Annotated in this window: 18 protein-coding genes; 8 read left to right on the top strand and 10 right to left on the bottom strand. The window is 56.5% G+C overall.

Features of this window, described 5'->3' with window-relative positions; translation table 11 throughout:
• Positions 1 to 23 precede the first annotated feature (23 nt).
• Genes HCH_RS27635 through HCH_RS27615 form a run of 5 tightly spaced genes read left to right on the top strand, consistent with a single transcriptional unit; the run spans position 24 to position 7,271 of the window.
• Positions 24 to 545 carry a prepilin-type N-terminal cleavage/methylation domain-containing protein gene (locus tag HCH_RS27635; protein WP_011399850.1) on the top strand — a complete coding sequence of 174 codons (522 nt, stop codon included), beginning with the start codon at positions 24 to 26 and terminating at the stop codon, positions 543 to 545.
• Complete coding sequence (locus tag HCH_RS27630; protein WP_011399849.1) at positions 523 to 1,026, top strand: type IV pilus modification PilV family protein; 504 nt, start codon at positions 523 to 525, stop codon at positions 1,024 to 1,026. Before HCH_RS27635 ends, HCH_RS27630 begins: the two co-directional genes overlap by 23 nt.
• Before the next feature lie 8 nt (positions 1,027 to 1,034).
• Positions 1,035 to 1,817, top strand: coding sequence for a prepilin-type N-terminal cleavage/methylation domain-containing protein (locus HCH_RS27625; RefSeq protein ID WP_011399848.1), 783 nt, complete (start codon positions 1,035 to 1,037; stop codon positions 1,815 to 1,817).
• Entirely contained in the window at positions 1,807 to 2,232 is a 426-nt protein-coding gene (locus tag HCH_RS27620) for a hypothetical protein (protein ID WP_011399847.1), read from the top strand. The genes HCH_RS27625 and HCH_RS27620 overlap by 11 nt, the downstream gene beginning before the upstream one ends.
• Positions 2,232 to 7,271: a LamG domain-containing protein gene (locus HCH_RS27615; protein ID WP_011399846.1), complete on the top strand. Its 5,040-nt coding sequence runs from the start codon at positions 2,232 to 2,234 to the stop codon at positions 7,269 to 7,271. The genes HCH_RS27620 and HCH_RS27615 overlap by 1 nt, the downstream gene beginning before the upstream one ends.
• Before the next feature lie 291 nt (positions 7,272 to 7,562).
• Here the strand turns inward: HCH_RS27615 and HCH_RS27610 are convergent, their stop codons facing one another.
• Entirely contained in the window at positions 7,563 to 9,050 is a 1,488-nt protein-coding gene (locus HCH_RS27610) for an AAA family ATPase (RefSeq protein WP_011399845.1), read from the bottom strand.
• A gap of 168 nt (positions 9,051 to 9,218) precedes the next feature.
• Here HCH_RS27610 and HCH_RS27605 point away from each other — a divergent pair, with 168 nt between their 5' ends.
• Positions 9,219 to 10,082: a phosphoribulokinase gene (locus HCH_RS27605; RefSeq protein ID WP_011399844.1), complete on the top strand. Its 864-nt coding sequence runs from the start codon at positions 9,219 to 9,221 to the stop codon at positions 10,080 to 10,082.
• Between the two features lie 31 nt (positions 10,083 to 10,113).
• Here HCH_RS27605 and rrtA read toward each other — a convergent pair whose 3' ends face one another.
• From rrtA to HCH_RS27590, 3 genes are all read right to left on the bottom strand, one after another.
• Complete coding sequence (rrtA, locus tag HCH_RS27600; protein ID WP_011399843.1) at positions 10,114 to 10,704, bottom strand: rhombosortase; 591 nt, start codon at positions 10,702 to 10,704, stop codon at positions 10,114 to 10,116.
• Between the two features lie 44 nt (positions 10,705 to 10,748).
• Complete coding sequence (gene speD / locus HCH_RS27595; RefSeq protein ID WP_011399842.1) at positions 10,749 to 11,543, bottom strand: adenosylmethionine decarboxylase; 795 nt, start codon at positions 11,541 to 11,543, stop codon at positions 10,749 to 10,751.
• A gap of 358 nt (positions 11,544 to 11,901) precedes the next feature.
• A complete protein-coding gene (locus HCH_RS27590) occupies positions 11,902 to 12,333 on the bottom strand; it encodes an OsmC family protein (RefSeq protein WP_011399840.1) in 432 nt (143 codons plus the stop codon).
• A gap of 564 nt (positions 12,334 to 12,897) precedes the next feature.
• Between HCH_RS27590 and crp the strand changes: the two genes are divergently transcribed.
• The gene (gene crp / locus HCH_RS27585) at positions 12,898 to 13,545 is read left to right on the top strand and encodes a cAMP-activated global transcriptional regulator CRP (RefSeq protein ID WP_011399839.1); all 648 of its coding nucleotides are present in this window, start codon (positions 12,898 to 12,900) and stop codon (positions 13,543 to 13,545) included.
• A gap of 61 nt (positions 13,546 to 13,606) precedes the next feature.
• Here crp and HCH_RS27580 read toward each other — a convergent pair whose 3' ends face one another.
• Entirely contained in the window at positions 13,607 to 14,359 is a 753-nt protein-coding gene (locus HCH_RS27580; protein ID WP_011399838.1) for a PEP-CTERM domain protein, read from the bottom strand.
• Between the two features lie 279 nt (positions 14,360 to 14,638).
• Positions 14,639 to 14,848, bottom strand: a complete 210-nt coding sequence (locus HCH_RS27575; protein WP_011399836.1) for a DUF1127 domain-containing protein — start codon at positions 14,846 to 14,848, stop codon at positions 14,639 to 14,641.
• An 86-nt stretch (positions 14,849 to 14,934) separates the two neighbouring features.
• Here HCH_RS27575 and HCH_RS27570 point away from each other — a divergent pair, with 86 nt between their 5' ends.
• On the top strand, positions 14,935 to 15,837 hold the full coding sequence (locus HCH_RS27570; RefSeq protein ID WP_148212677.1) for a LysR substrate-binding domain-containing protein: 903 nt from the start codon (positions 14,935 to 14,937) through the stop codon (positions 15,835 to 15,837).
• A gap of 41 nt (positions 15,838 to 15,878) precedes the next feature.
• Here HCH_RS27570 and trpC read toward each other — a convergent pair whose 3' ends face one another.
• From trpC to trpE, 4 genes are all read right to left on the bottom strand, one after another.
• Complete coding sequence (trpC, locus tag HCH_RS27565) at positions 15,879 to 16,676, bottom strand: indole-3-glycerol phosphate synthase TrpC (protein WP_011399834.1); 798 nt, start codon at positions 16,674 to 16,676, stop codon at positions 15,879 to 15,881.
• Between the two features lie 10 nt (positions 16,677 to 16,686).
• Entirely contained in the window at positions 16,687 to 17,727 is a 1,041-nt protein-coding gene (gene trpD, locus HCH_RS27560; RefSeq protein ID WP_011399833.1) for an anthranilate phosphoribosyltransferase, read from the bottom strand.
• 89 nt (positions 17,728 to 17,816) lie between these two features.
• Positions 17,817 to 18,407, bottom strand: a complete 591-nt coding sequence (locus tag HCH_RS27555) for an aminodeoxychorismate/anthranilate synthase component II (protein ID WP_011399832.1) — start codon at positions 18,405 to 18,407, stop codon at positions 17,817 to 17,819.
• A 52-nt stretch (positions 18,408 to 18,459) separates the two neighbouring features.
• Positions 18,460 to 19,935: an anthranilate synthase component I gene (gene trpE, locus HCH_RS27550; protein ID WP_011399831.1), complete on the bottom strand. Its 1,476-nt coding sequence runs from the start codon at positions 19,933 to 19,935 to the stop codon at positions 18,460 to 18,462.
• Positions 19,936 to 19,998 lie beyond the last annotated feature (63 nt).

Here is a 19,998-nt window from a genome sequence, read left to right as displayed (position 1 = left end):
CTTAAGCTGAGTCAGGTCCGTGTGTGAAGGTATTCCGGCGGCGAGGGGGAGTCAAAGCTCTCAATAGCGGTTTCACCATGATCGAGATGATCATGGTGATGATTCTGCTCGGAATCCTGTCCGTCACGGCCATTAGTCTTTTCGCCACACGGGACGCTTACTCGGCCCGTGTGGTCGCCGATCAAATCCTCTCTCAGGCGCGTCTGGCGGAACAAGTCGCCATTGGTCGCCGCGCCGCGCCCACCACCACTTTGACCTTGTCGCTGTCCGGCGCTGATTTTTCCGGCGTGGTGGCACAGGGCGGTTACGTCTCGCAACGCGAGGTCGACGCTTCCGGCGTCAGCATCAGCTGGAGTCAGAGCGCGACCACTTCCTGTGGGGGCGGCGCCTTGCCGGCGACCATCACCTTTAATCAGGATGGCGATGTGATTAATCCGGCTTCCGGCGGAACCACCAATACGCTTATCTGCGTCAGCGGCGATACGGCTTACCCGATTTGCATCACCACCTTGGGATACGCCTATGAAGGCTTTTGCGAATCCTGAGCGACAGCGCGGCGTCACCCTGGTGGAGCTGGTGATCACCATCATCGTGATTGGCGTCGCCCTGGTGGCGATCGTCACCGCCATGAGCGGCAGCATCGGCCGCAGCAGCGATGTGCTGTTGCGCAATCGCACCATTCAATTGGCGCAGGCGTATCTGGATGAAATTCTCGGCAAACGTTATGACGAGGCGACCCCATCCGGCGGCGCGCCGCCGGTGACCAGTTGCAATATCGTCACCGAGGAGGGCAGTCGCGACGAGTACGATGATGTGGACGATTACGATGGCGTCCTCAATGAAGCGCCGCGCTCGCAGACCGATGCGGACTTCAATAATTACCCCGGCTATCTGGTGAGCGTGTCAGTGACCTGCGCGGGCGCGGACATTGGCTTGTCGGCGTCGAACGCCAAGCTGGTGAGGGTGACGATAACGCCGCCTTCCGGCCCGGCGATGACCTTTTCCGCCTATCGGGCCAATTTTTGAGGCGTAGTATGAAGACAGGACGCTCCCACGGGTTTACATTGATCGAATTGGTGATGGTGATCGTCATTGTCAGCGTGCTGGCGGTGGGCGTGACCCGCTTTATCACCGCGACCGTGGGAGGTTATGTGGACACGGCGGAACGTCAGCAAATGGCGACAGCGGGGTTGATCGCAGCGGAAAAAATGTCGCGCGCGATCCGTTCTGCGCTGCCCAACTCGGTGCGGGTCGCCAGCGGCTGTATCGAATTTATTCCCGTCCTCGCCGGCACGGACTATGTCAGCGCTCCCATTTCCAGTCCCGCCGCCAGCATTGACGCTGTGGGCGCCCGTCTGGATAGCGCGGTGATTGGACGGGCGGCTATTTATCCCATTGATCAAAGCGAGCTGTATGACCCGCAAAGTCCGGGGCCTAATTCTTTATCCGATGCGCTGGCGCAATTACCTACTGGGGCTGATGACGTCACCGTCACTTTGTCCGCGAATCATCAATTTCCCACGGACTCACCCGCACGCCGGATGTATCTGGTAGGAACGCCAGTGGCGTATTGCCAATCCGGTACGGCGATCTATCGCTATGTGAATTATGGTTTCAATGCTACTCCGGATCTGCCTCCTTCAAGCGGCGGCGTACGGGAAATGTTGATCAATCTGGTGGCGGCGGGCACGACGGATTTCAATTATACGCCCGCGTCTCTGGTGCGTAATGCAGTGGTGCAGATGAGCTTTCGGGTATCCGATGGCGGGGAAAGCTTCGACATCCAGCAGGAGGTCAACATCCGCAATGTGCCCTGATCGTCGCCTCATCCATCCGATACGTCGCCAGCGACAAGCGGGTCTGGGATTGCCCGCCGCTTTGTTTGTCATTGTGATATTGGGACTATTGGTGGTGGCGATCACGGAACTGGAGCGCTCTACGGCGGAAGGCGTATCCATGGACATACTCTCCACGCGCGCCTTCTACGCGGCGGAAACCGGCGCGCAGGCGGCGTTGGGGCGCTTGTTTCCTGCCGGCGGCGCCGACAACGATTGTTCCGTGGGGTTTCCGGATTTAACTTTCACCGCAGACGGCCTGGCGGGATGTTCCGCATCGGTGGTGTGTCTGACGGACTCGGCTGGCGGGGACGACTATTTCACCCTCCGCAGCACGGGAAGCTGCGGCGGCGGCGATGAAACAGCGTCGCGCACCATTGAAGTGAGGGCGCACTGATGCGTCGGTTGCGCCGGATTCTGTTAACGCTGACGGCGCTGGTCTGTCTGGGTGGACATGGTGCGGGCGCGCTTGCCGCCTATGTGGTGGAGACGGTGTCCGGCACAGCCTTTGACTCGACTTCATCGACAGTCACCTGGAATCGGGATAGCTCATTGACTGGTTACCCGCGCGATGACGACTTCCAACTGGTCAATATCGGCTTCACGTTTTATCTGGGGCAGACCGGCTATACCCAGGTGCGGATTCTCTCCAACGGCGCGCTGCATTTTGGCGCAGACCAGGGGTTTTACAAAGACTACACCAATGAAGCGCTGCCAATAGAAGGGGCCTGCACCGGGACCTGTCCGGGTTATGAAGAGCCCGCCGACCGAGCCATCCTGGGTTACTGGGACGATCTGGAGCCCTCTCTGGGAGGCAGCGTTACCTACGGAACATCCGGGACTGCGCCCAACCGGCGGTTCGTTGCCTCCTGGAATGGCGTTCCCCGCTATAACGGCGCCGGCGCCAGCTATTCCATACAGATCGTGCTGTATGAAAACGGCAATGTGCTGTTCCGTTACGGCAATGACAACGCCAATGGCGCCAGCGCCACTATTGGTATCGAGGTGGATAATTCCGATTACACCCAGTATTCCTTTGACGCCGCTTCGGTCAATGACGCCACTGATTTGCTGTGGCGACGAGAGTTTCCCGCCTTGTCCGCCGCCGCAGCCAGTTGTACGACGCCCACTCAGGTCACCGTGGATTTCGCCGCACCGGTTTCGCCGGCGCGGGCGGTGGACGCCTCTAATTACAGCCTGGATAACGGCGCCTCCGTCTTGAGCGCGTCCCTGGTGGACTCAGATACGGTGCTGCTCACCACGAGTTCGTTGAGCACGGGCGTGACCTATACGCTGCAAACCACCTATCCCACGCAAAGCGTTACGTTTACTTTGGATGATTCCACTACTGGTGAGTTTAGCGATGACTTCAGTTCTGGCGATTACAGCGGAGGCTTAGGAAGCTGGAGCGGTAGTTGGCAGGAAGTCGATGATAATGGAAGCGCCGGTTCAGGCTATGTGCAGGTAACTGGAGGTGCGGCGCGATTCAATGGCTATTTTTCTTCCGGGCTCCCTGGCTTGGACCGGGAGGTCAACCTTTCTGCTTACACTTCTGCGACCTTGACCTATAGCTATTCTACTTCAGGTAATCTCGAAGGCTCGGACCGCTTTGATGTTGCGGTGTCGGCCAATGGCGGCGCCAGCTACACGGTGGTGGCGTCCTACAGTAATGATGTAAGTGGAACAGCGACGATCGATCTGACGCCCTATCTTTCCGCCAATACCCGCATCCGTTTTCGCATCAATAGTCGTTACAATAGCTCTAACGAGTTCATGGATATCGATAACGTTAATATCGCCGCCAGCGGCGCGCCCAGCGCGTGTGGGTTTTCCGCCATCGCCATCTGGCGCATGGAGGATGAGGTCTGGAACGGCTCCGCTGGCGAAGTCAGCGACGCCAGCGGCAACAACCTGAGCGGCCGCGCCTATAACGGCGCGCAGACACTGGATACAGCCCCGGCGATCGCCGGCGACCCCGGCACCTGCGCCTATGCGGAGTTTAACGGCAGCTCACAGTACATTGAAATCGCTGATAACAATCTGCTGGACATCACCGATAACCTGACGGTGAGCGCCTGGATCTATCCCACGCAGATTCCGGCGTCGGAATTGAAAACCATCCTCTCCAAAGACGAGAACTACGAGTTCCATATCGATAGCGCCGGTGAAATATACTGGTGGTGGAACGATAGCGGCGGTACGGTGCGTTCGATCACTACCAGCGGCGCCAATATTGTCGCCAACGCCTGGCGGCATATCGTCATCACCTACGAAAGCGGCGCGCAGAGAGTCTATGTGAATGGCGTGGCCCGCGGCTCCGCTTCTTATACTGGAACCTTGTTGAGCAATTCCGATCCGCTGCAGATCGGTCAGGATCAGGGCTACTCCGTGCGCTACTTCAGCGGGCGCATCGACGAAGTGCAGATATACAACAAGACACTGTCCGCGACGGAAGTCGGCGATCTGTATGCGGAAACGCACCCCTGTGCGGGAAGCGGCGCCTGTCTTGGAACTTTCCCGGACGCTATCTCCAGTCACTCCAGTGGAACCGTCAGCTTTGGTTATAATTCCCAGGTTATCGATAGCCCCGATAACATCCTGGATGCAGGAACCGTGACGGTGAATGGCGGTTCCTCGGTGTTGAGCTGCACCGCCACCACCTGCGTCGCTTCTGGGGACTCGGTGGATACGCTGAATCCGGGGACCTTTCCCGACACCAGCGTCTATGTGACGGATTTGAGTGTGAGCGGGGCGGGCGTACTGGGCGGCGCCACCAACCTGTATCGCACGGTGTCCGTCAGCGACGCCTCGGTCATGAACGTGTCGAGCGCCTATTCCGAGTATTTTATCAACCAGTTGAGCATTGGCTATCAGGGCAAGGTTAACCTGCAACCAGGGGACTACTGGATTAACCAGCTCACGCTGGGAAGCGAGGTGGAAATCAATGTGTCCGGCTCGGGGACGGCGCGTCTTTTTGTCAATCAGTCCTTATCGATTGGTTATCAGGACTATCTGAACGCCCCCGGCGGCTCACCTTCCAACGCCAGTCGATTTTTACTGTACGCCTATAGCAATGTGACCTTCAGCTCCGCCGTGACATTTTCCGGTGTGCTCTATAGCGCAGGAGATGTGAGTCTGGGTTATCAGAACAAGATCTACGGCGCTATGACGGCGGAGGATGTGAGCAGCAACAGCGACGTCGACGTCACCTACAATTCCGGCAGTGTTTCCGCGCTGGATTATGGCGCGTTGTGCAGTGTCGGCGCCTTGAATCGTTTTGTTATTACCACTGGCGCCACCGCCAGCACCTGCCTGCCGCACACAGTGCGCATCGAAGCCCAGGACGCCAGCGGCGCCACCTTATCGACCTATGCCGGCACGGTAGCGTTGACGACCTCCCGCTCGCGCGGCGTATGGGCGGTGCAGACTGGCGCGGGGACCTTGTCTCCCGATCCGGATAGCAGTGACGACGGGGCCGCCTCCTATACCTTTTCCGCGACGGATGCGGGGGTGGCGGAACTGACTCTCAGCAATAATCTGGCGGAGTCGCTGACTCTGACGGCGACGGATGCGGACGTTTCCATCAGCGGCGCGGGCGGCCCGATCCAGTTCCTCGACAATATTCTGTATATCGAAGAGAACGACAGCCTTGATTACGACCTGATTACGGGGCGTCGTCATAACTTCAAAGTCTCGCTGATCGCCAAGGACCCCGGCGCAGCCGGTAGCTGTGGGCCGGTGGAGGAATACAATGGCGGCGTTAACCTGAAGGCCTGGCTCAGTCGCACTGGGGCTGATCCTGGTGGCGCAGCGCCGCAGATCGTAGGCAATAACACCGCGACGCTTCCTGATACCCAGCCGGCGAGCGCCAACATCAACCTGAGTTTCACCAGCGGCGAAGCAACCTTTGCATGGGATACGTCCGATGTGGGCGCCTATGTGTTGAATCTGCAGGATGACAGCAGCGGGCTGATTCTGGACGAGTCGGATAATCCACTGACTATCGCCAGCGACAACGCCTCCGCGCCCTGGATCGTCAGGCCGTTCGTCATTCGGGTCGATGCGGTGGGCAATCCCGCCGCCGTGGGGCCCAGTGGCGGGGCCTATCGCAAGGCCGGGGCGGACTTTACATTGAATGTGGGAGGCGTACTGTATCAGGCGGCGGATGATCTGGATGGCGATGGACAGGCGGACGCCGGAGCTGATTTGTCCGGCAATGGTCTGGCTCCGTCGTTCGGCAATGAAGGGGAGACGGTGCAGTTGTCCGTATCGAGCATTGCGCCGGCCTCGAATGGTTCCCTGGCGGGAGATTTAAGTCTGCCGGGGGGCTCGACGTTGTTCTCCAGCGGTCAGGCCAGCGGCGCCTATCAGTTCAGTGAGGTGGGCGTCATTAATTTGAGCGCAGTCATCGACGATAGTAATTATCTGGGCGCAGGTTCAGCCAGAACCGCGAAAATCAGTGGCGCCAGCGGTGATATCGGACGTTTTTACCCCGCCTATCTGGCGGTGTCCGCCAACACGCCGACATTCACACCGCCCTGGGCTTGCGCGTTCACGTATCAGGATCAGAGTTTCCCCTATGACGTGAGTCCGGTGTTGACGCTGGTTGGTAAAAATGTAGCGGGAGCCACGACGCTGAACTACGACGCCGCCTACTTTAAATTCAACAACTCGCTGCAAAGCAACCGAAGTTACAGCGACGTCAGCGGACGCAGTTCGATACTCAGCTTCGACAGCAGCGGCGCTTCATTGTCGTTGAATACCGGCGCGGCGTATGACGGGACAGGAACGCTGTCCCTCTCCGGCGATACGTTTACCTATCAGAAATCCAATTCACCGCCCTTGGCGGATGACGATCCCTTCGCCGCCAATGTGAATCTTACTTTCGCCGCAGCGGACCTGCAGGACAGCGACGGCGCCTGTTACAAAACCAGCGATGCGGACGCCTGTCTGAACTTCACCATCACCGGCATTGCCGGAACAGAAATCCGTTATGGCCGCCTGCGCATGGAAAACGCCTATGGGCCGGAAACGTCCAGTCTGGAACTGCCCATGTACATTGAGCACTGGAATAGCGCACGCTTCGTCGAAAACGCTGCGGACAGTTGCACCAGCTACAGCAGCAGCCCCGTCACGCTGACGATGAGCGGATACAGCGGCAATCTCAATTCCGGCGAAACCCGGGCGGAAGTCGCCGGCAATCCCGGCGCCGGCGGCGCCTTCGCCTCCGCCGTCTATCCTGACGGGCAGGAGGTCTACCTGACCAGTCCCGGCATTGGCAACGAGGGAACAGTGAGCCTGCGCTACAACACCGATCTGTGGCTACGTTTCGACTGGGATGGCGACAACAGCCTCGACAACCCTTCCGCCACCGCCACCTTTGGGCAATACCGGGGCCACGACCGTATCATCTACTGGCGAGAAGTAACCCAATAAGGACTGGACCACCTCCCTCCAAAATTCCCCCGTTCGTCCTGAGCTTGTCGAAGGACCTCCCAGAGCGCCAGACCCCACCGCTGGTTTACTTCAGTAAATTTTAGAGCGGGTTAACCCTTGATACGCCTGCATTGCATAACGCCCTTCGACAGGCTCAGGGCGAACGGGGTGGGTGTTTTCAGGGCTCACAGGCGCCTCTCGGTTGGTCTTAGGTGATGAGGTGTAGGGGGAAGTCAAAGAAAAGGCGGCGGGCTTGGGGCGGCCGCCGCCATGTCAGTATCGGGAAACGGCTCAGTCCGCCGGGACGCAGCGGGCGGCGGCCCAGGCGCGCAGGGCGAACATGTCTTCCGCCATCACGACGGAGAGCGGTTGGGTGTTGCTGATTTCCTCCAGCACCAACTCAGTCGTCAGTGGTTGCCCCAGAGCGGCGGCGGAGTAGAGGGCGGATACCACGGCCTGTTCGATTTCCGCGCCGGTGAAGCCGTCGGTGGATTCAGCCAATAGAGCGCAATCGAAGTTGGCGGGGGCGAGTCCGCGTTTTTGCAAGTGAATACTGAAGATGATATTGCGCACCTCCAATGTCGGCAGATCCACGAAGAAAATCTCGTCGATACGGCCCTTGCGCATCAGTTCCGGCGGCAGCGCTTTGATATTGTTGGCGGTGGCGACCAGGAAGACCGGGTGCTTGTTCTCCGACATCCAGGTAAGCAGCGTGCCCAGCACCCGCTTGGAGACGCCCTGGTCATTGCCGTCCTGCCCCAGACCTTTTTCGATCTCATCAATCCACAATACGCAGGGGGACATCAATTCCGCCAGCTGCAGCGCCTCGCGCATGTTTCTCTCAGTTTCGCCGAAGAACTTGTTGTACAGCGCCCCCATATCCATGCGCAGCAGCGGTAAGCCCCACATACCGGCGACGGCTTTGGCGGCGAGACTCTTGCCGCCGCCTTGCACGCCCAGCAACATGATGCCTTTGGGTGGATCAAGTTGCGCCTCCGACTTGCCTTCGACGAAGGCGACCCGACGTTGTTGCAACCATTTCTTGAGGGACTCCAATCCCCCCACGTCGGTGAACTTGGCGGTGTCGTATTCAAAACTTAACACGCCTTCCATCTCCATCAGTTCAAACTTGGCGCGATTGACTTCCGGAATATCCGATTGGGTGATGGCTCCGTCATCGAAGATAGCGCCGCGAGCCAGACGACGGGCTTCTTCGAAGGTGACCCCAGACATATTGCGCACCAATTGCTGCAGAGTCTTGTTGTCGGTTTTCACCTTCTCGCCGTAGTGCTGTTGCGACCAGCGCGCGGCTTCTTCGCGCACGATATTGATCAACTGATCCGCGTTGGGGAGGCGCATTTTGAAATTCGCGCTGAGATGTCTGAGCTCACCCGGAATCTCCAGAGAATGACTCAGCAGGATCACCGTGTGCCCGTTGTTACGATGGGTGAGGGCGATATCCTTGAGCAGGCGGATATGTTTGGGCTCGTCATCCAAAAAGGGATGATAGTCGCAAAGAACAAAGAGGCTGGCGGTATGACTGCGCTTGATATGCTCCAGAACCTTTTCCGGGTCCTTCAGCATATCTTCCTGTTCCAGGTCAAAGCCGAAACCCAGTCGTTTCAGGCCATCCGTCACTGTCCAGGAGAACAGCGGCAGGCTTTTTTTTATCGCCAGACGGGTAACGGTATCCAGCACCCGGGTTTCTTCGTGGCTTTGAATCACAATCAGGGGAATCCGGGAGTCAATCATCAGTCCCAGGTCATGTACTTCGGGCATAGGCGCCTCTGCTCTCTGCGGTATCGTCAAGGTTGTGTTTATCCTGAAAGCAAGATTACCATAGCCTCAGCTCCGGCATGAAACGCCGCGCGCAACCAGTTCAGTAAACGCACGGAAACAGAAACGTATAAGGCTCACCGACCGGGAGCTACAGAAGGATACGCAGTCATGTCCGCCCGCCATCCCATCATCGCCCTGACCGGATCTTCCGGCGCCGGCACCACTACCGCCAGCCGCACCATGCAGAAGATCTTCGTGGAAGAGGGCGTGAACGTCGCTATTGTGGAGGGCGACAGTTTTCATCGCTACACCCGAGAACAAATGGCGGAGCTGGCCAAACAGGGGCGCTACGGACAGTGGAATCACTTCTCTCTGGCCGCCAATCATATTGATAAGCTGGAAGAGTTATTCTGCGATTACGGCCAGAACGGTCAGGGTCGGTTTCGCCATTATATTCATGACGACGACCTGGACTTGATTCGCGGCGGGGGGGCGCCGGGCACGTTTACGCCCTGGCAATCGCTGCCCAGGCAGACGGACTGTCTGTTTTATGAAGGGCTGCATGGAGGCGTCAGTACTGACGATTATGATATCGCCAGCCATGTGGACTTGTTGATCGGCGTGACTCCCATCGTCAACCTGGAGTGGATTCAGAAGATTCATCGCGATACGCATGATCGCGGTTACAGCCAGGAAGCGGTGGTGGCGACGATTCTCAATCGTATGGAGGACTATGTGCGCTGCATCGTCCCGCAGTTCTCCCACACCCATATCAACTTTCAGCGGGTGCCGACGGTGGACACCTCCAATCCCTTTATCATGCGGGAGGTTCCCAGCCATGACGAAAGTTTTGTGGTGATCCGTTTCCGTAATCCCCGGGAAGTGGACTTTCCCTATCTGATCAACATGATCGCCAACGCCTTCGCGTCCCGTCACGATACTCTGGTGGTGCCCGGCAACAAGCTGGCGCTGGCCATTGACCTGATTATCCGGCCTATGGTGCTGGAGATGATCGAGCGCAGTCGGACTTAGCCCTGAAAAGCGCTCCAGGGCTGACGCGCACTCAGCGAAATTTACCGAGAAAACGTACGACTACGGCGATAATCAAGCCGCTGAAATAGCCGAGCAAGTGGGCCTGTTCCGCCACGGGGCCGCCAATCAGGCGTGCAATCTGGCCTTCATCGTAGTAGGGCGTTTGTTCCCAGATAATCTTGGCGGTGACGCCGACGAACAGCGCGATCAACACCCAGCGTGGAAAGCGTCCGCCCGCCAGTACGCCGAGCACAAGCAATCCGTGTAATACGCCGGATAGACCGACATAGGTGCGGGTGGTCTTGTAAAACAGCAATAATCCGATGGATATCAAAAGACTCAGCAGTCCCAGATAGAGAGGAAAACGCCAGTTTTTGAAATTGTGGTCGAAAGAGTCGTAAATCAGATAGGCCGCAACAGCGTTCAGGGCCAGATGAACCCAACTCAGATGCACGAAATGGCCGCTGATCAAACGCCAATAATCGCCGCTCATGATTTCCGGGCGATTGAAATTGAGCAGATAGCCGTACCAGTGAGAGATGACTTGCATTAAAACAAGAAGGGCTGCGAAAAGCAGCCCAATCTTGTTCAACGTCAGGGATAAAGATACGCGATTACTCATTTATGCCTGTTCCGTCGAACTTATGCCTGTCCTGACTGAATGGATCAGTAAGGCATATTGCGGGAATAGAAAATCTCCAGCATTTCCTTTTGCAGACGTTCCCTGATGTTGGAGGCTTCGTTGGCGTTCAGTTCGCTGACGCCGGTCCCAAACAGATAATTATCCAGATTAAATTCCTTCAGAATCATCTTGGTGTGGAACAGGTTCTCCTGATACACGTTCACGTCAATCATCTGATAGGCTTCCTGAGTGTCTTCACTAAGGAAGTTTTGGATCGAGTTGATGTCGTGGTCGATATACAGCTTGGCGCCGTCGATGTCACGGGTGAAACCGCGTACGCGGTAGTCGATGGTGACAATGTCGGAGTCGAAACTGTGAATCAGGTAGTTCAGCGCCTTCAACGGAGAGATCAGACCGCAGGTGGACACGTCGATGTCCGCGCGGAATGTGCTGATGCCGTTGTCGGGATGACTTTCTGGATAGGTGTGTACGGTCACATGGCTTTTATCCAGGTGAGCGACCACTGCGTCGGGGAGCGGTCCGGGCGATTCTTCGCTGGAGTCCGCAGGCGGGGGCACTTCGTGTTCGGCGATCAGCATGGTGACGCTGGCGCCGTGTGGATCATAATCCTGCCTGGATACGTTTAGAATGTGGGCTCCGATAATTTCCACAACGTCGGTCAGAATTTGTGTGAGGCGCTCGGCATTATATTGCTCATCAATATAAGCAATATATTCCTGTCGGTGTTTCTCCGATTGCGCGTAGCAAATGTCGTAAATATTGAAACTTAGCGATTTCGTCAGATTGTTGAAACCGTGGAGTTTGAGCTTTTCAGACATCTCAGACCCTCAGTAGATTTGCTGTTCAACACATCGCCGGAAGATCCGGCGCCTACATTCACACAGTGTTCAGACCTGCTCTTCAGACAATCCGGCGAAACCGGAGAATGCGCCGGACGACTGCCCGGAAAAGAGGTCCCGGACGGCATTTGTCCCGGCTGCGGAAAAGCCGCATATTATGCAGGCTATGATAGCCGTTGGATAGTGCAATTTAATGTCGCGTTTATGAGTTTTTCTTATTAAAACCGGGCGGGCGATTATCAACTTCATTAAACGGGCGGCTTGTTGCGCCCGTATAAAGAGTAATCGATGGTGACAGTGTAAATATTTGAGGACGGTGGAGTTTTTAATAAACCGCTTACTGGGCGTCCTCAGGGGCGCGAATTTCAAAGTCGTGGGTGATCTCCACGCCGCCTTTCTCCAACATGATGGAGGCGGAGCAGTACTTTTCGGCGGACAGGTCCACGGCGCGTTTCACCACTGGATCGCGCAGATCCCGGCCGGTAACGATGAAGTGGATATGAATTTTAGTGAAGACCGCAGGCACTGCGTCGGCGCGCTCCGCAGTGATTTCAGCTACGCAGTCGGTGACGTCGGCGCGGGCTTTCGTCAGGATGCTCATGACGTCAAAAGAGGTGCAACCGCCAAGTCCTAGCAACAGCATTTCCATCGGGCGCGGGCCTTGATTCTGGCCGCCGTGATCGGGAGGGCCGTCCATCACTACGTCATGGCCGGAGCCGGACTTTCCGATGAACTTGGCGTCGCCGCCCCAGGTAATGGTCGCTTTCATCTCATACTCCCACTGGATTTTCTGACTCGCTATGCGCTATGGCCGCAACTGCGCGGGGCGGTCAGAGTAGCATAACTCCTTGTCGTGGAAAATGTTTCACAAAAGATGGTCTATACTAGGGGATAGTAACCCGCAGTAAACGCCTGCAGGCGGATATTTACGCCTGATCGTCGCATGACGGTGAAACACGATCACCGGCGTCCGGCAAACTGAAATGTTGAAATAACTGAAAAATGTTGAAATGAAAGTTGGCCGGCCGGCGAGATATTCACACTTATGTGATCCAGGCCGCATTGACGTCCCCTGATCTCCGTCAGGCGCGTGGCTAAGGGCGCGGCGTCTCTTGCCTAAAGCGATTATTCGTGCTTAATTTAAGGAACATCTTGATAATTAAGCGGTTGCGGCCAAGCGCCGATCGGCTTCGGAGCGACTCCAAAGCGCCGGATACCGGAGTCGAAACGCCTGTGATGGTTATTAAACAATTAGAAAAACGTTATACCGAACTCAGCGAAACATCCAAGGCGGATAAGTTTCTGCGCCTAAGGTAATGAATGGGACATTAACATGGTCACGATTGCTAAACCGGTCGAGCATAAAACCAAACATCTGGATTACTTCCTGTCGCAGTGTCATCGTCGCCGCTATCCCAGCAAAAGCACCATTATTTATGCTGGCGATAAGAGCGATTCACTGTTTTACATCGTCAAAGGGTCCGTGACGGTCATCATCGAAGACGACGACGGTCGTGAAATGATCATGGCGTATTTGAACGCCGGAGACTTTTTTGGCGAAATGGGATTGTTCGATCAGGATCAAATGGGCTCCCGCAGCGCCTGGGTCAAAGCCAAGACCGAGTGTGAAGTGGCGGAGATCAGCTACACGAAATTCCGTGAAATCGCACAAGAAGACCCCCGCGTACTGTATTTCATCGGCGAGCAGATGGCCTCGCGCTTACGGCAGACCACCCGTAAGGTTGGCGACCTTGCGTTTCTCGACGTGACGGGCCGGGTTGCGCGCACCTTGCTTGACCTGTGTAAGGAGCCGGACGCGATGACGCATCCGGATGGCATGCAAATCAAAATCACCCGCCAGGAAATCGGCCGCATCGTCGGATGTTCGCGGGAAATGGTCGGGCGCGTATTGAAGGCGCTGGAAGACCAGGGCCTGGTGCAGGTCAAAGGCAAAACCATGGTGGTGTACGGCACCCGTTAACGCCCTGCGAGCGATTGGAATAAAAAAACGGCGCGAGGCGCCGTTTTTTTATGCATAACAGTCAGGGTTTCTGACGGCGCGGCGTCAGGCGCAGACCCAATAAGCCCAGTAGCAGCAGAGCCAGAACCGGAGGCTCGGGAACATTACGTGGATCATCCGGCCCGGGAACGTCAAAGATGATGTCGTCGAAACCAATGCCAGCCGGATCAGTGTTATAGATAGAAATCCCGGCGATATCCTGAAGCCCGCCTTCCCGGGCGAATCCAAAATAGTCCGTGCCGAGGCTGGTTGGCATGATGGTGTCCAGGAGCGAACCGTCACGCGCCCAGAACTCAAACACGGCTGAACCGAGGTTGCCGCCTACTGACTGGAATCCGAATTCGGACTGGTCGTTGTCGAACAGGATGGCGACGGCGCCTTCGCCGATGGCGTCGAAATTGGGCCACCCCAGATGTCCGAGACCGGTGAGAACGTTGCCGTCGCCGCTATAGGTGAAGACGTTGAGGTTACGACCGGCGGCTCCAAGCGATAGGGTCAATCCCCCGCCTGTCGGCGCACCACTGAGAATGTCCGAATTGCCGCTGGTGGAAAGCGTTTGGCCTTCAAACTTTTCGGCGAACGAGGCGCCGACCAAGTCGATGACGCCATCGTAATTGGTACCCGGCGCCGCGCCGCCTGTAACGGACTCAAAATCGATGAGGACATTGCCGGATAAGCTGAAATAGTCCACCTGATTGATCATCGCCGCATGCGTAGCGGTTGCGGACAGGAACAGGGTTGACGCCGTCAAGCAGACTTTGAGGTTGGTTTTCATTGTCACTGCACTCCCTAATAAAACAGAAGCCTTGCAAGGCATTTATTAATAGAGCGGTGTAAGTGGCTGGCGCGAAAGGGCCAGCGGGGATCGTTGTATTTATTGACGAAAAGCGGGCAGACGAGACGTCTGCCTGACAATAAATAAGTATAGGCGGTTCTCACAGATTTGCTCGGAAAATGTTCTAATTTTTGCGGCGACAGCGCCAGTCGTTTGTCTGTAAAGGAGATTATGGGGCTAACGGCGTTCTACAACTTGGCGAATAATCCGACGCCTCATTCAGCTTCTCCAGAAGGGTTTACTGGCTTCCTGGCGGCGATCGCCTTCAGTAATTCCCAGATCCTTTAGCAGATGGTCATTCAAATTGGCCAGTTCGCGCCGTGTTCTCGCCTGTTTTCTCCATTGCTGCGTCAAGCTTCTAAGTCTGGTTAGGAAATCTAATGGCTCTGCTTGCTGTGCGTTCTGTGCTAATCTGATTGCGGTTTTCATATCTTGCCTCCTATTTTATGAAAATAGTAAGGCGGCCAGACTTGGCGTTAAAACGATATGTTCTAATTCATGGATTAGTAAAACTTATGAGTAGGTTGGTTCATCAGTTAAAGTCCTTGTGGGTCTTGGATGTGGTGTTGCGCAGCGGCTCCTTTACAGCGGCGGCGGAGAGACTGAGCGTGACTCAGTCTGCGGTCAGTCAACATATCAAGACTCTGGAAGAAGAGTTTGGCCCCCTGTTTGAGCGTGGCGCGAGAAGTCTGACGCCGACGCAAACGGCGCTGCGACTGGGACCGCATCTACGTAAAGGATTCGATCATCTGGAAGAAGGCGTAGAGGCGATTCGCCGTTGCTGTAATCAGATTACCGTTAGCGTATTGCCTTCCTTCGCCAGCGCCTGGCTCATTCCCCGATTGCATAAATTCAACGCTGAGTTTCCTGACGTTGATATCCGCATCGCTATGTCCAATGAAGTGGTGGACTTTCGTGATGTGGATGTGGACGCCGGCATACGTTTCAGTTCCCGTACCTTTCCAGAACTGATTGTGAAAGACCTGGCGGAAGAGGAAATCTTTCTCGCCGCGAGTCCGGAACTGGCCAAGGGCATTGGTAGCGACTTTCGCGTATTGAAAGATCATGTGCTGGTGGATTCGGATGCGCCGGACAGTTTCAACTGGAGCGCCTGGAAGAAAGCCGCGGGACATCCTGACCTGGAGCCGCGTCGCCGCATTATCATCTCTGACTCCAGTCAGGTGATTCGACTTGCCCTGGCGGGACAGGCGGTTGCATTGGTGCGCAGGATACTGGTGCAAGAAGAACTGAGTGCGGGACGCTTGGTAAGACTGTTCGATTTTAGTTTGAAGATAGACCAGCGCTATTTGCTGGTCATGCCAACACGCTCCCGCGGCAATGCGGCGTTAAGGCATTTCACCCAGTGGCTGCAGCAAGAGATTGAAGCGGCTTCAGCGCCGCAGCAGGGCGGCGCGTAGTCAATGGGAAGTAGCAGGTGGAAAACCCGGCGCGGCTGGGTCTAGAGGAACAGCTCGCGCAGCTTGGCGCCGGGATCGTCCGCGCGCATGAAGGACTCACCCACCAGGAAGGTATTGACCCGGTGGTGCTGCATCAGCGCCACGTCCTCTGGTGTATGGATGCCGCTTTCCGTCACCACGATGCGATCTTCCGGAATGCGATCAAGCAGGTTGATCGTTGTATCAAGAGAGACGTCAAAGGTGTGCAGATCGCGATTATTGATGCCCACAAGCGGCGTATTCAATTCCAGAGCGTATTCCAGTTCCTGGGCGTTATGCACTTCCACCAGCACATCCAGGTCGATCTCTCTGGCTTTGGCGCAGTAGCTTTTCATTTGCTGCGGCGTTAGCGCTGCAGCGATCAACAGAATACAGTCCGCATTGAGCAGGCGGCTTTCATACACCTGATATTCATCCACAATGAAATCCTTGCGCAGCACCGGCAGCGACGTAGCGCTGCGAGCCTGGATCAGGTACTGATCGGCGCCCTGAAAGAAGTCAATGTCAGTCAGCACGGAAAGACAGGCGGCGCCGCCTTGTTCATAACTTTTGGCGATGGCCTCGGGATCGAAATTTTCCCGGATCACCCCTTTGCTGGGAGACGCCTTCTTGATTTCAGCGATAACCGCCGGCGCATTGTGCTGAAACCGCTTTTCGATGGCGCGGGCGAAGCCACGCACCGGGCCCGCCCGATGCAGACTGTCTTTCAGCACGGACAAAGGCTGGCGCATCTTGCGCGCTTCCACTTCCTGTTTTTTACGGTCAATGATCTTTCTCAGAATCGTAGGCGTGTCGTTCATAGGTTGACCTTTATTCCTCTTCCTTAAAGCAGGCCGAAAAACTGGCCAGCTCTTTTAGTTTAGCAAAGGCCAGCCCGGAACCTATCGCGTCCTGAGCCATTTCCACTCCTTCTTTGAAAGAGCTGGCCAGGTCTGCGGCGTAAATCGCCGCCCCAGCGTTCAGGGCGACAATGTCCCGGGCTTTTTGCGACGTTTGATCCGTCACTTTGGTCAATGCGGCCTCAATGAGTGTGAGACTTTCCTCAGCGCTGGCGACAGTCAAACCGTCCAGAGAGCGGCGCATTATTCCAGCGTCTTCTGGAGTAAGCGTGTATTCGGAGATTTTACCGTCTTTCAGTTCCGCCACATGGGTTTCACAGGCGAGGCTGATTTCGTCCAGGCCGTCCGCTGCGGAAACGACTAAAACGTGTGTGCTGCCCAGTCGTTGCAGCACTTCCGCCAGAGGCAGGCACAGCAATGGGTTGAATACGCCAATGACCTGCTTGGTCACGCCGGCGGGGTTGGTCAGGGGGCCCAGCATATTAAAGATGGTGCGAATGCCCATTTCCCGGCGCGGCCCGATCGCGTGCTTCATGGCGCTGTGATGGGCTGGCGCGAATAGAAAGCCGACGCCGATTTCCTTGATGGCGCGGGCGACCTGCTCGGCGGTCATGTCCAGATTGATGCCGGCGGCTTCCAGCACATCGGCGCTGCCGGAGCGGCTGCTGACGCTGCGGTTGCCGTGCTTGGCGACTTTACCGCCGGCGGCGGCCACCACAAAGGCGGCGGCGGTGCTGACGTTAAACAGGTTAGAGCCGTCGCCCCCGGTGCCGCAGGTGTCCACGAGGTGTGGATCATCGATATCGACTTTGCTGGCCAGTTGACGCATCACCTGGGCGGCGCCGGTGATTTCGCCGACGCTTTCACTTTTAAATCTCAGCGCCACCAAGAACCCGCCAATCTGTGCGGGAGTGGCCTGTCCGGTCATGATCTGCTGCATGACCTCAATCATTTCTTCGGTGGTGAGGTCTTTTCTATCGACAACCTTGGCGATAGCGGCTTTGATATCCATGGCGCAATTCCTCGTAGTTTTTAGACTATGTTGTTTTCTTTTTCGGCGCGCAATTAAACCTAAGCTTACGCCGTTGGCTGATCTCTGACTCAGTGGCTGACCGATTGCTGCAAGAAGTTACGCAGTAAGTCGTGGCCCTGCTCCGTGAGAATGGACTCTGGATGGAATTGCACGCCTTCTATCGCCAGTTCCTTGTGACGCACGCCCATGATTTCTTCCAGATCGCCGTCGTCATTCTGGGTCCAGGCGGTGACTTCCAGGCAATCTGGCAGTGTGTCCGCGCGGATGACCAGTGAGTGATAGCGCGTTGCCTCAAACGGATTGTTGAGGCCTTTGAATACGCCGACGTCGTTGTGGTACACCTTGGAAGTCTTGCCATGCATGACTTTGCCGGCGCGAATCACTTCGCCTCCAAAGGCCTGGCCAATGCTTTGATGGCCCAGGCATACGCCTAAAATGGGAAGCTTGCCTGCAAAGTGCTTGATCGCCGCGACGGAAATCCCCGCTTCGTTGGGCGTGCAGGGCCCGGGAGAGATCACCAGATGCTGCGGTTGCAGCGCTTCAATTTCTTCTACCGTGATTTCATCGTTACGATAGACGCGCACGTCGGCGCCCAGTTCGCCCAGATACTGCACGACGTTGTATGTAAAAGAGTCGTAATTATCAATCATCACCAACATGTTCTAACCCTCAAAATTCTGTCTGTGTATTCGCCGTCATGTGATCGCAGGCTCATAGCCCTTTTTGCGCCATAGCCACGGCGCGGAACACGGCGCGGCCTTTGTTGAGGGTTTCCTTCCATTCCAGGCGCGGCGCGGAATCGGCGACTACGCCGGCCCCGGCCTGAATATAAAGCGTCTTGTCCTTGATAACCGCGGTGCGAATGGCGATGGCGGTATCCATGTTGCCGTTCCAGGACAGATATCCGATGGCGCCGCCGTAAACGCCGCGTTTTACCGGCTCCAGTTCGTCGATGATCTCCATGGCGCGGATTTTCGGGGCTCCGCTCAACGTGCCGGCGGGCAGAGTGGCGCGCAGCACGTCAATGGCGCTCAAGCCCTGGCGTAGTTTGCCGGTGACGTTGGAGACGATATGCATCACATGAGAGTAGCGTTCGATCACCATCTTGTCGGTCAGTTCGACGCTGCCGATATCGCTGACGCGGCCGACATCGTTGCGGCCCAGGTCGATCAGCATCAGGTGCTCGGCGAGTTCTTTGGGGTCCGCCAGCAGCTCTTCTTCCAGCGCTTTGTCTTCCGCCTCGGTGGCGCCCCGTTTACGGGTGCCGGCGATGGGCCGCACGGTGGCGACGCCATCTTCCAGGTGCGCCAGAATTTCTGGTGAGGAGCCGACCACATGGAAATCGCCGAGATCCAGGTGGTACATATAAGGAGAGGGGTTGAGACAGCGGAGAGAACGATACAGGTTGATGGGCTCGGCGGTGAAGGGGACGGACATACGTTGGGAGATCACCGTTTGCATAACATCCCCAGCCAGTACGTATTCCTTGATCTTCTCCACGGCGGCTTCGAAGTTCGGCTGCGTGAAACCTGAAGCGAAATCCTCCTCGGCAATCTGCAGGTCTTGCTGGACATGCAGATTATGCTCGGGGATCGGTCGTCGCAGCAGGGTTTCCAACTCATCCAGACGCGCCTGGGCGCGTTCGCTGGCTTCCGCTGCGCCGGGATCGACATGATGTATTAACATCAGACGGCCGCTCAGGTTATCGAACACAACCAGCTCATCCGAGACCATCAACAGAATATCCGGCGTTCCCAACGGATCGGGAGGCGTGCTCTTGGCCAGCTTCGGCTCGATATAGCGGATGGTGTCATAGCCGAAGTAGCCCACCAGGCCGCCGTTGAAACGGGGCAGGCCCTCTACGTCCGGCACCTTGAAACGTTGCTGAAAGGTTTCGATGTAGGCCAGCGGGTCTGCGCATTCGGTGGATTCCGTCAGCGCGTTGTTATCATAGAGGTTGATCTGATGGCCGTTGACCTTGAGCACGCTGCGGCAGGGCAGGCCGATAATGGAGTAGCGCCCCCATTTGTCGCCGCCCTGAACGGACTCCAGTAAGTAGGTATAGGGCGCGTTGGCCAGTTTCAGATAGGTGGACAGCGGGGTGTCCAGGTCCGCCATTACTTCGCGGACGACCGGGACGCGGTTATATCCCGCCTGATGATAGGCGGCCAATTGTTCGGGTGTCATGATGAATCTCGCCTCCGAGCTCGAATAAGCTAAGCACTAAAATACAAAGATTTGAAATATAGG

This window comes from Hahella chejuensis KCTC 2396, assembly GCF_000012985.1.
GTDB classification, from domain to species: domain Bacteria; phylum Pseudomonadota; class Gammaproteobacteria; order Pseudomonadales; family Oleiphilaceae; genus Hahella; species Hahella chejuensis.
This window is presented reverse-complemented; position numbering and strand designations above follow the sequence as displayed.

Coding starts and splice junctions, on each gene's coding strand:
- HCH_RS27555 (WP_011399832.1), bottom strand. CDS start 18,407: ATGTTGGTGATGATTGATAATTACGACTCTTTTACATACAACGTCGTG.
- HCH_RS27620 (WP_011399847.1), top strand. CDS start 1,807: ATGTGCCCTGATCGTCGCCTCATCCATCCGATACGTCGCCAGCGACAA.
- trpD (WP_011399833.1), bottom strand. CDS start 17,727: ATGGATATCAAAGCCGCTATCGCCAAGGTTGTCGATAGAAAAGACCTC.
- HCH_RS27575 (WP_011399836.1), bottom strand. CDS start 14,848: ATGAAAACCGCAATCAGATTAGCACAGAACGCACAGCAAGCAGAGCCA.
- HCH_RS27625 (WP_011399848.1), top strand. CDS start 1,035: ATGAAGACAGGACGCTCCCACGGGTTTACATTGATCGAATTGGTGATG.
- HCH_RS27570 (WP_148212677.1), top strand. CDS start 14,935: ATGAGTAGGTTGGTTCATCAGTTAAAGTCCTTGTGGGTCTTGGATGTG.
- HCH_RS27630 (WP_011399849.1), top strand. CDS start 523: ATGAAGGCTTTTGCGAATCCTGAGCGACAGCGCGGCGTCACCCTGGTG.
- crp (WP_011399839.1), top strand. CDS start 12,898: ATGGTCACGATTGCTAAACCGGTCGAGCATAAAACCAAACATCTGGAT.
- HCH_RS27605 (WP_011399844.1), top strand. CDS start 9,219: ATGTCCGCCCGCCATCCCATCATCGCCCTGACCGGATCTTCCGGCGCC.
- HCH_RS27580 (WP_011399838.1), bottom strand. CDS start 14,359: ATGAAAACCAACCTCAAAGTCTGCTTGACGGCGTCAACCCTGTTCCTG.
- HCH_RS27590 (WP_011399840.1), bottom strand. CDS start 12,333: ATGAAAGCGACCATTACCTGGGGCGGCGACGCCAAGTTCATCGGAAAG.
- trpE (WP_011399831.1), bottom strand. CDS start 19,935: ATGACACCCGAACAATTGGCCGCCTATCATCAGGCGGGATATAACCGC.
- HCH_RS27610 (WP_011399845.1), bottom strand. CDS start 9,050: ATGCCCGAAGTACATGACCTGGGACTGATGATTGACTCCCGGATTCCC.
- trpC (WP_011399834.1), bottom strand. CDS start 16,676: ATGAACGACACGCCTACGATTCTGAGAAAGATCATTGACCGTAAAAAA.
- speD (WP_011399842.1), bottom strand. CDS start 11,543: ATGTCTGAAAAGCTCAAACTCCACGGTTTCAACAATCTGACGAAATCG.
- rrtA (WP_011399843.1), bottom strand. CDS start 10,704: ATGAGTAATCGCGTATCTTTATCCCTGACGTTGAACAAGATTGGGCTG.
- HCH_RS27615 (WP_011399846.1), top strand. CDS start 2,232: ATGCGTCGGTTGCGCCGGATTCTGTTAACGCTGACGGCGCTGGTCTGT.